The following is a 15,297-nucleotide window of genomic DNA, read 5'->3' on the forward strand; positions in this document are numbered from 1 at the left end:
CGCGGCTGCCGGACTACCACTCCGGCAGCCTGCGCCGTCCGGCCAGCACATCGCGGACCAGGTCGTCGTAGGCGTCGGCCAGTTCGGCCAGGTGGTGCCAGGCCGAGTGCAGCATCTCGTCGTGGGCGGCCAGGGTCATCAGCGCGTGGTGCGCGCGCACCGAGGACTCGGCCAGCCGGTCGATGACCGCGCCGATCGTCTCGGTGTGCAGGGTGGCGCCCAGGCGGTGCTGGGGGACGCCGCGCAGCACCCAGTCGTCGATGGCCAGCACCAGTTCGCTTCGGCGGCAATCGATCTCACGCATCACCAGGGGATCGGTGTCGACGCACCCGCCGCGGCCGACGATCCGTTTCTCGTGCAGCACAGCGAGATCGCGCGCGAACCACAGCAGCGGTCCACCGACCACCCGATGTCCGCGACACGCCCGGACGAGAAGATCGGAGAGCGGGAGCGGACCGGTACTCGCCGGCGGCCCGGCGGTATCGACACACCGGAGTGTGTCGGGGAAAGCCATTACGACCGTAGAACTCTCCGAACCAGCCACGTTGCCTCGCCGTCATCGCCGCACAGCACCGGATCAGGACGTTCATTACAATAAACCTCGCAAGCTTCCTGTCAAGCATTACTCGGCCGTAGGTAACCCAGACGAGTACACTTCGTTACCTGCACGACCTACCGAGGAGCACGATGGCGGACGGTCCTACCTACCTCCGGATCGCGAACCTGCTCCGTGAGGAGATCCGCGCCGGCACGTGGAAACCGGGCGACCGGCTGCCCAGCCACTCCGAACTCGCCGAGCAGATGCAGGTCTCGATCACCACATCGCGCAACGCGATTCAGGTGCTGGTCGCCGAAAACTTGGTCTACACAGCGACTTCCCGCGGCACCATCGTGCGAAACCAGGAAGTGCTCGAATCCGTGGTCACCGACCACATCCGGCGCGACCGGCCCAAGTCCTCGCACGACATCTTCTCCGAGATCGCGCGCGCGGCGAACCGTGAGCCGTCCAAGGAGTTCAGCGCCCGGATGGAACCGGCCGACGCGCAGGTGGCGCAGTGGCTCGGTGTCCCGGTGGACTCCTGGGTGCTGGCCCGCACCGTCGTACAACATCTCGACAACGAACCGTGGTCGTGGGAGGTGAGTTTCTACCCACGCGATCTGGCCGAGGCCGCGGGCATCGATTCCCCGCGCGACATCCCCGAGGGCACCACCCGCCGCCTTGCCGACCGCGGCTACGGCGAGACCGCGCATCGCGACACGGTGCTGGCCCGCCCGGCGACCGCGGACGAGGCCGCGGTCCTCGGCGTCGCCACCGGCACCGTCCTGCTCGACCACCTGCGCATCGGCGCCAATCACGAGCGGGTCACCCGGGCGACCCGGCACCGTTCCCAGGCAGGCCGTAACCGGCTGGCCTACCAACTCGGCGACGCGGCGGGCACCGACGTCATCGCCCGGACCCTCGGCATCGCACCCGGGCCTGCCGTCGCCCTGCCATGACGGTGGGCATGCGCCCGGCCATCCTGGGCGACCTGTCGCTGATCTGCCGCCTGCGCGTGCAACGCACCGCCTGGCTCACCGCCCGCGGCTCCGATCAGTGGACGGTCGCGGGCCGCGGCCGCCCGATCGAGATCTTCGCCGGGGCGGTGGGCCGCTCGCTGGACGCGGGCGAGACCTGGATCGCCGAGGTCGACGGGGAACCGGCGGGCACCATCACCGTCAACCACCGTTCCGATCCCGGGCTGTGGTCGGCGAGCGAGCTGGCCGAATCGGTCATCGTCCATTTCATGATCGTCGACCTGCGTTTCGCGGGCCGCCGGATCGGTCACCACATGCTCACCCACGCCGCCGAGCTGGCCGGGCGCGAGCATCGTCACTGGGTCCGGCTCGACGCCTGGACCACCAATACCGAACTCCACGACTACTACCGCAGGGCCGGTTTCGCGCTGGCCCGGATCGCGGGCCCCGGCGCGGTCGGCCCGTCGCGGGCGCTGTTCGAACGACGCACCGACGACTGGCCGATAGCGCAGGTCGTGATCCCGGCACTGCGCACCCGCTTCGGCTGACCGCTAGACCGGGGGCAGGTCGGCGATGTGGACGAGTTCGATGCCTTGGCTGCGGGAGACCAGGGTGCCGCGGCCGGGGGGCATCTTGCTCGGGCGGACGTCGCCGATGAGTTTGCCCTCGTCGCGGGAGCCGCTCATGATCAGCGTCTGGACCGAGAGGTTCTTCATGGCGCCGAGGATCGGGTCGTAGAGGGCGCGGGAGGCGCCGCCGATGCGGCGGGTGACCACCAGGTGCAGGCCGATGTCGCGGGCCTGCGGGAGGTACTCGAGCAGCGGGGCGAAGGGGTTGCCGGAGCCGGTGACGACCATGTCGTAGTCGTCGACCACCACGTAGATCTCCGGGCCGGTCCACCAGCTGCGTTCGCGCAGCTGCTGCTGGGTGATGTCGGCGCCGGGGATGCGCTTGGCCAGGTAGGCGGCGACCTCGGCGATCATCGGCCCGCAGGTTTGTGAGGAGGTCGAGTAGCCCGCGAGCTGGTCGCCCTCGAGCACCCCGAGCATGGTGCGCCGGTAGTCGATCAGGATGACTCTGGCCTCGGACGCGGTGGACTGCTCGGCGATGCTCATGACGATATTGCGCAGCAGCGTGGTCTTGCCGCACTCCACGTCGGCGAAGGCCATGAAGTGCGGCTCGAGTCCGAAATCGAGGACCAGCGGCTGCAATTCGGATTCGCCGAGCCCGACCACGACCTTGGTGCGGTCCAGCGTGTGGCCGTGCTGCCGGGCCGCCTCGAGTACCTGCTCGCGCGGGAAACTCAGCGGCAGCATGCGCACCTCGGGCGCGCGCCGCCCCGGATACAGCGCGACGAGTTCCTCCCTGGCCCGGGTGACACCGTCGGCGATGGTCGACGGATCGGAGTCGGAATCCAGACGCGGCAACGCGATCAGCATGTGCAGCTGCTCGGGAGTCAGACCGCGACCGGGCCTGCCGACCGGAACCTGGTGCGCGGTACGGCGATTCATCTCCGAGTCACCGGGGTCACCGAGGCGCAACTCGAGCCGGGTGCCGATCTGGTCCTTGACGATCGGGCGGATCTCGGCCCAGCGCGACGCGCCCAGCATGAGGTGCACACCGAAGGACAGTCCCTGGGTGGCGATGGCGTTGATCAGCGGTTCGAGCAGGTCGAACTCTTCGCGGATCGCGCCCCAGCCGTCGATCACCAGGAAGACATCACCGAACTGGTCGGCGGCCAGCGGATCACCGGGCGCGGCGGTGGTGCCGTTGATCTGCCGGGCCTCCAGTGCGGAGAACTTGCGGCGACGGAACTCGGCCATCGACTCGATGCCCAGCTCGGCGAAGCGTTCCTCGCGCTGGCGCATGAGGGTGGTGAGCTCGGCGATGGTGCGGCGCACCCGGTCGCCGTCGAGACGGCCCGCGACCGAGCCGACGTGCGGAATACCGGCCAGACCGGCCATGCTGCCGCCACCGAAGTCCAGGCAGTAGAACTGCACCTGCTCGGGGGTGTGGGTGGCGGCCGCGGCCAGGATGATGGTGCGCAGCGTGGTCGACTTGCCCGACTGCGGACCACCGACCACCGCCACATTGCCCTGGGCCCCGGCCAGATTGATGGTGAGCACGTCGCGGCGCTGCTCGTAGGGCTTGTCGATCACGCCGATCGGCATCCACAGCTGACCGTGCCGGTTCACCGGCGAGCGCCAGTCCGGGTCGGGCAGCAGCATGTCGGCGGTGGGCGATTCCTCCAGCGGCGGCAGCCAGACCTCGTGGGCGGGCCTGCCGTGGCCGGTCAGGCGCTTGACCACCACGTCGAGCAGCGAGTCCGGGATGCCCTCCTCGGCCGCCGGGCCACTGGGCGGGGGCGGCGGCAGTTCGGGCCTGCCGCGCAGGATCGGATCCTCCTCGGCGGCAGCCTCTTCGGCCTCCTCGACCTCGACCGGCGCGGCGGTGAACACCACCGGCCGCTGGCCGCCGACCGGGGCGCCGTCGTCGTCGACGACCGTGCCAACCGGCGCCACATACGAACCCGACACATAGCTGGCGTTGAACCGGAGCGGTTCGGACGCATCGCTTTTCAGGTAACCGGCGCCCGGGATGCTGGGCAGGTGGTAGGCGTCGGTGATGCCGAGCACCGCGCGGGATTCGTTGGCGGAGAAGGTCCGCAGGCCGATCCGGTAGGACAGGTGCGATTCCAGCCCGCGCAGCTTGTTCTCCTCGAGCCGCTGCGATGCCAGCAGCAGGTGCACGTGCAGCGAGCGGCCCAGGCGGCCGATCATTACGAACAGCTCGGCGAAATCGGGCTTCTGCGAGAGGAGTTCGGAGAACTCGTCGACCACCACGAACAGCGCGGGCAGCGGATCGAGCGGTACACCGGCCGCCCTGGCCTTCTCGTAATCGGTGACATTGGCGTAGTTGCCCGCCGAGCGCAGCAGCTCCTGGCGCCGGTTCATCTCACCGGCCAGCGCGTCCTTCATGCGGTCGACCAGCGAGAGCTCGTCCTCCAGGTTGGTGATCACAGCCGCGACGTGCGGCAGCGAGTCCAGGCCGAGGAAGGTGGCGCCACCCTTGAAGTCGACGAGCACCAGGTTCAGCGCGTCCGGCGAATGCGTGGTGACCAGCGACAGCACCAGGGTGCGCAGGAACTCCGACTTGCCGGAACCGGTGGCGCCGATGCACAGGCCGTGCGGGCCCATGCCGTTCTCGGCGGACTCCTTGATGTCGATCTCGACGGGCGTGCCGTCGGGGGTGATGCCGATCGGCACCCGCAGCCGCTCACGCGCGGTGCGCGGGCGCCACACCCGGGCCGGGTCGATCTGGGCGGCGTCGGGAATGCGCAGCAGCGCCATCAGGCCGGGGTCGCTGGTGGTCCCCTCCCCCAGGCTGACGATCTGCGCGGCGGTGGCCAGCCGGTAGCGGGCCAGGGCGCGGGCGAAGGATTCGGCCTCGGCGTGGCTCACCTCGTCGGCGGTGGCGAAGCGTTCCACCCCGGCCGCGCTGCGCGCCGAGACCGCGCCCTCACCGACGACCAGTTGCAGGCCGCGCCGGGCGGCCAGCCCGTTCTCGGGTGCGGTCAGGTCGAGCACGGTGACCGAGTCCAGGCCGGATTCGCTGATCAGGCGTTCGTTGCCGCTGATGTAGCCGTCGTCGATCACCACCACCACGTGCAACCGGCCCTGGGTGGGCTGCGGGTTGCGCATGAACCGGCCGCGTTCCATCAGCTCGGTCTGCAGCGCGGATTCGAGTTCGCCGAGCGAGGTGTACATCATCCGGGCCGAGCCCAGGCTGTCGCGCACCGACGGATGCTGCACGTGCGGCAGCCATTTCGCCCACGACCAATGCGTATCCGGGTCGGCGCAGACGATGGCGACGATCAGGTGGTCGGGGCCGTGGAAGGTGGTGAGCTCCATCAGCATGGCCCGCACCAGTTCGCGGCCCTCGTCGAGGTCACCGCCGATATTGATGGCCGGGAAGGCGCGCAGCGAGACGGCGGTGGGCAGTTCGTGCACCACCGAGTGGGTGCGCACGAAGCGGCGCAGGGCCACGGTCGAGACCGGTTCGAGGTCTTCGAGCGGGCCGGTCTCGGGCCGGGCCAGCTTGGTGGCCAGGCGATGACTGCCGACGCCGACGCGCACGTGCCCGAAGTCCGGGTCGGCCGGGCGGCGCTCCCACATCCGCCTGCTGCCGATCAGCGAGGGCAGGTCGGCGGGTTCCGGATGACTCCAGCCCAGGGTCTCGAGCTGCTTGATCCCGGTGCCGCGCACGTCTTTGCGCACCTGGTCGAGGTAGCGGAAGTAATCCTTGCGTTCCTCGTTGAGCTCGACCGCGCGCTTGGGGCCGCCGCCGCGCATCCCCGCCATCATGCCGACCATCGACATGAGCATCATCATCGGGAACATCATCATCATCGGATTCGCCAGCAGATTGCGGCCCATCGAGACCATCATGGCGATCATGCCGACCACCGCGACCACCATGATCACCGGCATCAGCTTCATCATCAGCGGCGACGGGATGGCGCGCTGGATCTCCGGCGGCGGGGTGAGCGCGACTTCACCGCCCGGGGCGCGCGGCGGCGCGATCCGGGGGCGGCGGACGAAACCTTCGGTGGCCATCGATCCCTACTCCTCGAATTCCTGATTGAGATCGGCGCGGCGCCTGCGGAACGGGAAGCCGAAGGCGGCGCCGATCCCCAGCGCGGCCAGCAACGTCAGCGAACCGGCGATCGCGATCCGGCGCGGGCGCGGGTCCGGTTCCGGGGCCGCGTACGGCGTCGGGATCGGGTGGCCCACATCGGCGCCGCGGCTCGGCGCCTCGTCGGCCAGCGGTGCGGTGAGCGCGGCCAGCGGGTCGATCAGGCCCGCGCCGATCGCGTCGTCGCGGCCACGGCCAGGGGCGTGCGCGGTGCGGGTGATCCGGTCGATCACCTGCTGGGCGGACAGTTCCGGGAAGCGCGCGCGGACCAGCGCGGCCAGGCCCGCCACATACGGTGCGGCGAAGCTGGTTCCGTCGACCGGCTGCACGCCGTCCATGGTCTGCACCCCGTCGACCAGGCCGGTTCCGCCCGGCTTGCTGTCGAGCGAGACGATATTGCGCCCGATGGCGGCGGCCCCGAGCCACGGCCCGCGCAGCGACAGGGCCGAGGGCTTGCCGTCGGCGTCGACCGACCCGACCGCCAGCACATACGGGGTGAACCAGGCCGGGGACGGGATGGTGCTCACCGAACTCCAGCCCGAACCCTCGTTCTGGTTCTGGCACGGCCCGCCCTGTTCCACATTGCCCGCCGCCGCCACGACCACCACATTGCGGTCGTAGGCGTATTTCACGGCGGCGCCGAGGGAGGCGTCGGCCGTATCGGAACCCGCCGCGGTGCAGGCGACTTCGGAGATATTGATCACCGTGGCGCCCATGTCGACCGCGCGGACGACGGCGGCCGCGAGGGTGAGCACGCTGCCGTAGCCGTCGTTGCGCAGCTCGCCGGAGCGGTCCGGCTGGCGGTCCTTGGTGTCGTAGGCGAGGCTGAGCTGACGGATGGTCAGGATCTCGGCCTCGGGCGCGACACCAACGAACGCATCGTCAGGTGACGGTCGCGCGGCGATGATCCCGGCCACCAGCGTGCCGTGGCCGTCGCAGTCGACGGTGCCGTCCGAGTCGCTGACGTAATCGCCGCCCGCCTGGAGCGCGGGCAGACGCGGATGCCGGTTGACGCCGGTATCGATCACCGCCACCTTCTGGCCCGCACCCCGGCTGAATTGCCAGGCGGCGGGCAGGTCGAGCACCCGCTGGGACATCGGCGGTTCGCTCGGCGGGCTACCGCGCAGCACCGGTTCGGCGCACAGTTCCCGCTGTTCAGTGGGTTCCAGCGGGGCGGGCCTGCCGCTGAGCGCCACCGCCGCGTCCAGCGCGCCGGGGTCGATGCGCGGCGGGGAGACCGCGTTCGCCGGGGCCGGGAACCCGGCGGCCGCGCCGAGCACTGCCGCCGCGCAGGTCAGCCGGAGCAGCGCCCGGCGCAGGGGTGCGCGGGTCATAGGTTGCGTGCGGTCGAGTACACATCCATGACCCACAGCGCGAGCGGGATCATCGTGATGATCAGCAGGTACTCGACGATCTCGATCATCCGGCGGGTCACCGGGGTCACCTCGACGTGCGGGCCGATCACGCCGAACACGATCACCCCGCCCGCGGTCACCAGCAGCAGCGCCACCGCGGCGAACCGCATCGCATCGTGGCCGAGGCCGAGGCCGGTGAGCAGGGCGAGCACGGTGAGCGCGCCCGCGGTGATCAGGGTGGCGGCCTGCACCAGGTCGGCGTAGGACCGGCCGCGCAGGCACAGCACGCTCGCGGTGACGGCGGCCAGCGCGACCCCGCCGGAGTGGAAGGTGCCGAGCGGATCGGCCGCGCCGACGGCGCCGACCAGGGCGGCCAGCGCGCAGGCGATCACCAGCCCGGTCTGGATCTGATTGGCGACGCGGGCGCGTTCGCCCAGACCCGCGGCCGAGGGCAGGGCGATGGCGCCGACCGCGCCGATGCCCTCGATGGTCGGACGCTGTTCGTGGTCGGCCGGGTCGATCGCGCCACCGGCGGTGGGCACCGGCGGGATCGGCAGCCGCGCGGCGACCGCGGCCAGTCGCGGCACCGACGACAGCAGGATCACCGCGGCCACCAGCACCCCGGCGAACAGCTTGGCCAGCCCCGGATGCCAGATCAGATACACCAGCCCGGTCACCGCGCCGAAGACACCGAGCGTGATGGCGGCGGCGAAGATCCCGGCACCGATCCCGGTGACCCGGTACCCGAGCACCCCGGCCACCAGCAACACCACACTGCCCAGCAGCACCTGTCCGGCGCCGAGCGCGCCGGGCACGATGAGCGCGCCGCCACCGAACAGCAACAGCAACGCGTCCAGCGACAGCCAGTGCGCGGTGACCGGATCGGTGAACTTGCGCGCGGCGATCCCGGCCGCGGCCATGGCGGCGATCCCGGTGCCGAGCAGCGCGAACGCGGGAATCAGCGGGTCGCCGCTCGACCGCGAGACCGCGAGCAACCCGAGCGCGGCGAGAATCGCGACGGTGGCCAGCACCAGGCCGGTCCAGCGGGCCGAGGAGCCCGACCAGCCCCGGAATTCGCCTGCGGTGAGCCGGGATACGGCATCGATGACATCGTCGAAGAGCGCGGGTGACTCCTTGCGGGTCACCGGGCTCAGTACCAGCAGCTCACCGTCGTAGACCTCGGCCTCGGTGAGGGTGCGGCTGGGCGCGAGCGGGTCCTGGCCGAGCCGGGCCAGGGTCCAGTGCTGGGCGCGGACCGGGGCCGAATCCTCGTCGCCGTCGGGCAGACGCGGGTTGCGCGAACGGATCAGGGCGACCAGATCACCGATGAATCCGGCGATCGGCACGGTGGCGGGAAGACCGATGTCGAGCTGCGTATCACCCCCGATCACCGAAACTCGGCACAGCTCGGGCTCATTGCCTAACAACGTCGACACCAGTGATGAACTCTCAGTTGTAGCTGACTACTTCCGTTGCGACCACACGGCAGCGTTACCTAATCTAACGGACAGGGCAAACCGGCGCGATCGAAGTCTTGGGCGCCGGATTGAACAGAAGTTGTCCACCAGAGGAAGATTTCGGGGTCCGACACCACATGCCAGACATTCGCCAGGCGCAGCGCGCGTTCGACGCGGGCGTCCTCTCGCTCGGTCTGTCCATCGACGGTCAGGAGTCCGCGCGCGACGACGAGTACGCGAAGCTGGCCTTCCAGCGTGCGACCGAATGGGATTCGTCGATGTGTGACGCGTGGCTGGGCCGCGCCGCCGCGGGCGAGCTCACCAAGGAGGTGCTGTTCCATCTGCACCGCACCAGCCTGGACTCGCTGGGCCGCGAGCAGCGCAGGCTCGGCCTGGCGCCGCGGGCGATGGCCGGGCGCTTCCTGCCCGGGCTCTACATCGACTACCCGCTGGCCGGTCTCACCGAGATCTGGCTGGCCTGGGCCAGTCAGCTGATCGCCGACAAGGACTACGACCAGGCCGAGCAGGTGCTCGACAAGCTCGCCGAACTGCGGCGCGGCCGCGCCGAGGACCCGGACAAGCAGATCGATGACCGGATCAGCGCCTACATCCGCGGCATCCTGCACTACAACACCCAGCGCTGGCCGGACGTGATGACGGTGCTGGCAGGCTCGGCCGAGTGGAAGGATCCGTACCTGGCCACCGGCGCGAACGTGATGGTCGGCACCGCCTGCGCCCAGCTGGGCCTGTTCGGCGAGGCGATCCGGCGGATGGAACAGGCCGAGGCGGGCCCGATCCCGTCGGCCAAGTTCACCGCCATGTACAACCGCGGCCTGTGCCTGCGCGAATCGGGCAACGAGGCCGAGGCCCAGAAGCTGTTCGAGCAGGTCTACTCCCAGCTGCCCGATTTCGCCGCCAACACCTCGGCCATGCGCGACCGCACCTTCCGCATCGTGATCACCAGCCGCGAGGTGATCGACGCGCGCACCGACAAGTGGGACCCCACCTCGGCGCCCTCGCTGGCCGCGATGGACGAGGCCGCCGCCGAGGACCGCGCCAAGACGGTGCTCACCGAGGCGCGCGCGCAACTCGACAAGCAGGTCGGCCTGGCCTCGGTGAAGAACCAGGTGGCCAAGCTGCAGTCCTCGGCGCAGCTGGCCAAGATCCGCGCGGGCAAGGGGCTGTCGAGCCAATCGCGCGGCCAGCACCTGGCTTTCACCGGCCCGCCCGGTACCGGTAAGACCACCATCGCGCGCGTGGTCGCCAAGATCTACTGCGGTGTCGGGCTGCTCAAGACCGACAAGGTGGTCGAGGCCAAGCGCGTCGACTTCGTGAGCCAGAACCTCGGTGGCACCGCCATCAAGACCGAGAAGCTCATCGACAGCGCCATGGACGGCGTGCTGTTCATCGACGAGGCCTACACCCTGATCCAGACCGGCCTGTCCGGCGGTGACGCGTTCGGCCGCGAGGCCGTCGACACCCTGCTGGCGCGCATGGAGAACGACCGCGACCGGCTGGTGGTCATCATCGCCGGTTACGACGGCGAGATCGACCGTCTGCTCACCGCCAATGACGGTCTGGCCTCGCGCTTCGCCAAGCGCCTGCAGTTCCCCTCCTACACCGCCGAGGAACTGGGCCGGATCGGCGAGATCGTCGCGGGCGGACGCGATTCCCAGCTCGCGCCCGAGGCGCTGGCCACCCTGGTCGAGACCTGCCAGTACCTCTACGACCTGGAGAGCACCGATCAGAGCGGGCAGCCGCGCCGCGGTGTCGACCTGGCGGGCAACGGCCGGTTCATCCGCAATGTGATCGAGGCGGCCGAGGAGGAGCGCGAGTTCCGGCTGGCCAATACCGAAGGCATCGATCTGACCGAGGTCGACGACGATGTGCTCATGCGGATCGAGGAGCCGGACATGCGGACCGCGCTCAGCGGGATCGTCGCCACGCTCAATGTGGGCAAGGTGCCCAACCTGGACTGAGTTCCTGGAGTGCCGGGCCGTGGGCGGATTCGCCCACGGCCCTTACTAATTCGCGGAGGGTAGCGAATCGTAGCTGGTCAGCGCGTCTTTCGCGGACAGCGTCGGCCCGGGGACCAGCTGGCCGACCACCGACCACGGCGCGAGCCGGGGCTTGTCGCCCAGGCCGAGCACCGCGGCGGTGGCGGCGTCGGGGATGCCGTAGCGAATGCCGTTGTCGGCCACGTAGAACAGCGATTCGCGGCGCAGGCTGCCCGGCTCGGCACCGGTGACCTGCACGTACTCACCGGTGCTCGGCGGCAGGTAGACCGCGTCCATCCGGTCGCCGGTGCCGTCGGCGGTGGCCAGGGCCACCGGCTTGGCCGCGTCGGGCAGCGGCAGGGTCATCCCGGCCAGCATGGTCACCGTGGCGCGCTCGGCGGGACCGTCGACGGATTTGCCCGGCGCGGTGGCCGCGCCCGGGTCCTTGGCCCAGTGCACGCAGGCCACCGGGGCGTCCTCGGCGGACAGGATGCGCGGGGCGCGCTCGGGGAAACCGTCGATCGGCAGGGTGTGCCGGATCGGCATCTGGTCGAGGATGTCGGGGGCCAGCTCGGCGATCTCGCGCATGCCACGCGAATCGGCATTGCGCAGCAGGTCCGCGGTGAACTCCGAGACCGGCTGCACGCCGTCGGCGAGCACCACGTACAGCGTCTCCTGGTCGGACGCGCGCACCCCGGTGACCGAGATGATGCCGCCGATCGGCACATTCGCGAGTTTGCCCGGGCCGGGTTCGCCCGCGCGGTCGATGGTGGGGACGGTCAGCGGCGGGGCCTGGGTGGTGGCGCCGAGCACCGCGCTGCCCAGCGGGCGGGCCTGCTCGCCGGTGAGCCCGAGGGTGCGCGCGACCACCGAATTGGCCGGGTCGACCTCGGCCCTGGTGCCCCGGTAGACCAGGTAGGTCTTGTCGTCGCGGCGCACGAGCAGGGCGTCGTCGGCGCCGGTGACGCCGATCCGCTCGCCGGTCGCCAGCTTGCCGACGATCGCGGTGGTCTGCCCGCCCGAGGAACCCGAGGCGCTGCCGGAGGCGGAGAGCTGGGTGGTCTCGCACAGCGTCCACTGCGAGCTCGAGCCCTGTCCGGAGCCCGGCATGGCCGCGGGGGCGCCGGGGATGCCGAGCAGCGGGCCGCGTGGCAGCGAGCCGAGCTTGTCGTCCTTCACCGATTTCGGGGTCTGCGCGTCACCCGCGATCAGCCGGGCCGAGGCCAGGTTGAGCACCGGGTGCAGGGTCTTCTCGCCCGCTTCGGCCTCGACCACCACATACATGGCGCCGCTCTGCTTGCCACTCACGATCAGCGCGTCACCGATGGCGCCCTGCGGCTTGAGAAAGCTCAGGATCGCCGCACCCGCCACGATGATCAGCCCGAGCACCGCACCGACCATCATCGACCGGCTCTGCGAGCGCATGGGATCGTGCAGCATGCGCACATCCCGGCGGACCATGGCGTGATCGAGCCTGCGCAGCAGAAAACGATAACCATTGACCTGGGCTTTGGTTGTCAGCTGTGCCGGCACAGGGACTCCATTGCTGCGTTGATCACCATCTCGTCGGACACGGTACCGTAAATCCGGAATTGTCCTTCACCATGAATCGACGGATGCCGAGCAGGGACAACGATTTTGAACAACAGTATGAACGCCGGGCGAACCGGCGGCGACAATGCCTATGACACACTGCGCGATCCGGAATTCTGGTTGTTCCGCATGTATCCGCTGCGGGCCTGCGTGCCGGTCGCGATTCTCGCGGCCGGGCTGGCGTGGGTCGTGCTGGCCACCACCGGCAATGGCTACGGGGCGATCGGCGCGGCCGCGGCCGTGCTGTTGATCGGGCTGGTCCCGATCCGGCGCCGTCCGCCCGCCGTGCGGGTCGAGGGCTGGCTGGCGCGGCGGCTGCGCGCCCGCGCCGACACCCTGGACCGCGCGCCCGCCTTCGATGTCCCGCTGCCCGAGGGCGGCGGCTGCGGCGTGCGCTGGGACGGCGATCTACTGCTGACCATGCTGCGTATCGATCCCCCACCGGACACCCTCACCCTGCTGCGCCGTGGCGCCCTGAGCGCCGATCAGCTGCTGCCGCTCACCGAGGTCGCCCGGTGCCTGGACCAGTTCGACGTGGAGCTGGTGAGCATCGATGTGATCGCCACCGGCGCGCGCACCGCGGGCACCGGCGCGGCCGCCCACCTCTACGACCGCATCCTCGGCCCGCTGCCCGCCATCGCGCACCGCACCTGCTGGCTGGTGCTGCGGCTGGACCCGGTGGCCAACGCGGCCGCCGTGGACAAGCGCGGCGGCGGCGCGACCGGCGCCCTGCGCACCATGATCATCGCCACCCGCCGCGTCGCCAATCGCCTGGCCACCCACGGCATCGACGCCGCCGTGCTCACCGCCACCGAGATGAACAGCGCGGTGCGCGAGCTCTCGCACGGTTTCGATCCGCTGCGCCTGACCGAGTCCACCCACGGCCTCGAATCCGAGTTCGGCAGGCACCTGACCCACTATCAGCTGACCGCGCCGATGATCAGCACCGGCGGGCTGGCCGAGATCTGGTCGCTGCCGACGCTGTCGACCACCGTCACCCTGCGCCTGCACCCCGGTGCGCGCCGGGTCGGCCGGGCCGACGACAAGGCGGGCACGGTCGTGCTCAACGCGGTGGTCCGGTTCGACTCCCCCGCCCCCTACGACGAGGTCCCGATCGCCGGGCTGCGCGAACTCCCCGGCAGCCAGCGGCGGATTCTGTTGGACGCCTTGCCGATCGGCGCCGCCGAGGATCTCGGTGGCCGCGACGGCTATCGCGGCACCCTCACCGCGCTGACCGATATCGCCGTCCCCACCACCGGCTGCGGTCAGCTGATCGGCGCCGACGAGCGCGGCCAGGGCATCGCGGTGCCGCTCATCGGCGCCGGGACCCGCCATGTCGACGTGATCGGCAATCTCGACCTGGCCCAGCAGGTGGTGCTGCGGGCGACCGCCCTCGGCGCCCACGCGGTGGTGCACACGACCCGCCCCCAGGCCTGGCACTCGATGGTCGCCAATCTGGCCACCCCCCAGCTGCTGTCGATCGCCCCCCGCGCCGCCGGTGCCACCCCGCAGACACCACCCGGCCCCCCACCGGCCCCCGCCGCCCCCTATCCGACGACGACGGTCCTGGTCTTCGACGGCATCGCGCCGACCAGTCACATGGGTGGCGCCACCATCGTCGAAGTGCTCTCGACCGAACGCGATCCCGAGGCGATCGCCCCCGATGTCACCCTCGTCCAGGACCCCTACGCGCCCAACCGGATCACGGTCCGCACGGCAACGGGAAGCGCGACGGTATCAATGGTGACGACCCCCGACGAAATGCATTACATCGGAGAATCCCTGGCGGCCCGCTGATTCAACCAACACCCCAAATGCCGCACCATCCAGCAATTCGCCACCACCCACAGGCCGACCTCGAGGAGGCCCCGCCCGCGCAGCGGGCGTAGCGGCCCGGCCCGAGGAAAAACGGGGCGTGACAAAGTGCCGAAGGCACGAGTCACGCCCCGTTTTTCATCGGGCCCCAAGGGGGCCGCGCTCGAGCGCGCCAGCGCTCCAAAAACACAGCTCCCTAGAAGTCAGCGAACCCGTCGCCGACCTTGCCGTCGGCCTCGAGAGCACGGTTCAGCGCGGACTCCACCTGCGCCGCCAGCTTGTCGAGCTTGTCGAGCGTGTCGGTCAGCTCGGTGGTGACGTTCTTGTGCGCGGTGTCGAAGTTCGTGATCGCGTTGTCACCCTGCAGGTTGTTGCGGAAATCCGAAGCGGCGCCCTCGAGTTCGTCGATCTCGCCCTTCATCTTCCCGCCGTAGGTCTGCAGGTCGCTGAACAGCTCGTTCATCGCCGCGGGATCGTAAAGAATGGTCATGAGCTCAGTTCCTGTTCGTGCTGATTCGCGTCAGAGGTTGGTGTAGGTGCCGCCGCCACCGGAGGCGCCGCCACCGGACAGGCCTGCGCCGTCCATGTTCACCAGGGTGGACTTACCGGTGTTGACGGCCTCGGTGAGGCGGTCGAACTTCTTGTTCAGCGCGTCGGCCTCGTCGTGCCAGGCCTGGGCGACCTTGACGAATTCGTCGGAGGCGTCACCCTTCCAGCCGCGCAGCACGGCCTGGGCCGCGTCGTCGATCTGGCCGACCGACGTGCGCAGGTTGTTGATGGTGCCTTCGAGCTTGGAGACGACGCCGTCTACGCCGCCTGCTTCTACACCTACTGGTCCCTGAGGGGGCATGTGCCGAGCCTTTCTAACTT

The 15,297-nt window shown here is 70.1% G+C and carries 11 protein-coding genes; 4 read left to right on the top strand and 7 right to left on the bottom strand.

Annotated elements, in window-relative coordinates; all coding sequences use genetic code 11:
• Nucleotides 1-13: 13 nt before the first annotated feature.
• The gene (locus WA675_RS16365; RefSeq protein ID WP_336085337.1) at nucleotides 14-406 is read right to left on the bottom strand and encodes a DUF4254 domain-containing protein; all 393 of its coding nucleotides are present in this window, start codon (nucleotides 404-406) and stop codon (nucleotides 14-16) included.
• A gap of 281 nt (nucleotides 407-687) precedes the next feature.
• On the opposite strand from WA675_RS16365, the gene WA675_RS16370 reads away from it, so the two are divergent.
• Entirely contained in the window at nucleotides 688-1,497 is an 810-nt protein-coding gene (locus tag WA675_RS16370) for a GntR family transcriptional regulator (protein WP_336085338.1), read from the top strand.
• Nucleotides 1,494-2,063 (top strand): GNAT family N-acetyltransferase, encoded by a 570-nt coding sequence (locus tag WA675_RS16375; protein WP_336085339.1) that lies wholly within the window; start codon nucleotides 1,494-1,496, stop codon nucleotides 2,061-2,063. Before WA675_RS16370 ends, WA675_RS16375 begins: the two co-directional genes overlap by 4 nt.
• A gap of 3 nt (nucleotides 2,064-2,066) precedes the next feature.
• Here the strand turns inward: WA675_RS16375 and eccCa are convergent, their stop codons facing one another.
• From eccCa to eccD, 3 genes are read right to left on the bottom strand one after another with little or no spacing between them, the layout of a single operon-like run.
• Nucleotides 2,067-6,131: a type VII secretion protein EccCa gene (gene eccCa, locus WA675_RS16380; protein ID WP_336085340.1), complete on the bottom strand. Its 4,065-nt coding sequence runs from the start codon at nucleotides 6,129-6,131 to the stop codon at nucleotides 2,067-2,069.
• A gap of 6 nt (nucleotides 6,132-6,137) precedes the next feature.
• On the bottom strand, nucleotides 6,138-7,544 hold the full coding sequence (mycP, locus tag WA675_RS16385) for a type VII secretion-associated serine protease mycosin (RefSeq protein ID WP_336085341.1): 1,407 nt from the start codon (nucleotides 7,542-7,544) through the stop codon (nucleotides 6,138-6,140).
• Nucleotides 7,541-9,001: a type VII secretion integral membrane protein EccD gene (gene eccD, locus WA675_RS16390; RefSeq protein ID WP_336085342.1), complete on the bottom strand. Its 1,461-nt coding sequence runs from the start codon at nucleotides 8,999-9,001 to the stop codon at nucleotides 7,541-7,543. The genes mycP and eccD overlap by 4 nt, the downstream gene beginning before the upstream one ends.
• Nucleotides 9,002-9,159: 158 nt before the next feature.
• On the opposite strand from eccD, the gene eccA reads away from it, so the two are divergent.
• Nucleotides 9,160-11,001: a type VII secretion AAA-ATPase EccA gene (eccA, locus tag WA675_RS16395; protein ID WP_336085343.1), complete on the top strand. Its 1,842-nt coding sequence runs from the start codon at nucleotides 9,160-9,162 to the stop codon at nucleotides 10,999-11,001.
• A 45-nt stretch (nucleotides 11,002-11,046) separates the two neighbouring features.
• Here the strand turns inward: eccA and eccB are convergent, their stop codons facing one another.
• The gene (eccB, locus tag WA675_RS16400; RefSeq protein WP_336085344.1) at nucleotides 11,047-12,552 is read right to left on the bottom strand and encodes a type VII secretion protein EccB; all 1,506 of its coding nucleotides are present in this window, start codon (nucleotides 12,550-12,552) and stop codon (nucleotides 11,047-11,049) included.
• Nucleotides 12,553-12,669: 117 nt separating this feature from the next.
• Between eccB and eccE the strand changes: the two genes are divergently transcribed.
• Nucleotides 12,670-14,409, top strand: coding sequence for a type VII secretion protein EccE (gene eccE, locus WA675_RS16405; RefSeq protein WP_336085345.1), 1,740 nt, complete (start codon nucleotides 12,670-12,672; stop codon nucleotides 14,407-14,409).
• A 214-nt stretch (nucleotides 14,410-14,623) separates the two neighbouring features.
• On the opposite strand, the gene WA675_RS16410 is transcribed toward eccE, so the two are convergent.
• Together WA675_RS16410 and WA675_RS16415 are read right to left on the bottom strand one after the other, a co-directional pair.
• The gene (locus WA675_RS16410; protein ID WP_336085346.1) at nucleotides 14,624-14,917 is read right to left on the bottom strand and encodes a WXG100 family type VII secretion target; all 294 of its coding nucleotides are present in this window, start codon (nucleotides 14,915-14,917) and stop codon (nucleotides 14,624-14,626) included.
• 30 nt (nucleotides 14,918-14,947) lie between these two features.
• The gene (locus WA675_RS16415; RefSeq protein ID WP_336085347.1) at nucleotides 14,948-15,277 is read right to left on the bottom strand and encodes a WXG100 family type VII secretion target; all 330 of its coding nucleotides are present in this window, start codon (nucleotides 15,275-15,277) and stop codon (nucleotides 14,948-14,950) included.
• Nucleotides 15,278-15,297: the final 20 nt, after the last annotated feature.

The organism is Nocardia sp. SSK8, assembly GCF_037034205.1.
Taxonomy (GTDB): Bacteria; Actinomycetota; Actinomycetes; order Mycobacteriales; family Mycobacteriaceae; genus Nocardia.

Coding starts and splice junctions, on each gene's coding strand:
- WA675_RS16410 (WP_336085346.1), bottom strand. CDS start 14,917: ATGACCATTCTTTACGATCCCGCGGCGATGAACGAGCTGTTCAGCGAC.
- WA675_RS16415 (WP_336085347.1), bottom strand. CDS start 15,277: ATGCCCCCTCAGGGACCAGTAGGTGTAGAAGCAGGCGGCGTAGACGGC.
- WA675_RS16375 (WP_336085339.1), top strand. CDS start 1,494: ATGACGGTGGGCATGCGCCCGGCCATCCTGGGCGACCTGTCGCTGATC.
- eccCa (WP_336085340.1), bottom strand. CDS start 6,131: ATGGCCACCGAAGGTTTCGTCCGCCGCCCCCGGATCGCGCCGCCGCGC.
- WA675_RS16370 (WP_336085338.1), top strand. CDS start 688: ATGGCGGACGGTCCTACCTACCTCCGGATCGCGAACCTGCTCCGTGAG.
- eccE (WP_336085345.1), top strand. CDS start 12,670: ATGAACGCCGGGCGAACCGGCGGCGACAATGCCTATGACACACTGCGC.
- mycP (WP_336085341.1), bottom strand. CDS start 7,544: ATGACCCGCGCACCCCTGCGCCGGGCGCTGCTCCGGCTGACCTGCGCG.
- eccA (WP_336085343.1), top strand. CDS start 9,160: ATGCCAGACATTCGCCAGGCGCAGCGCGCGTTCGACGCGGGCGTCCTC.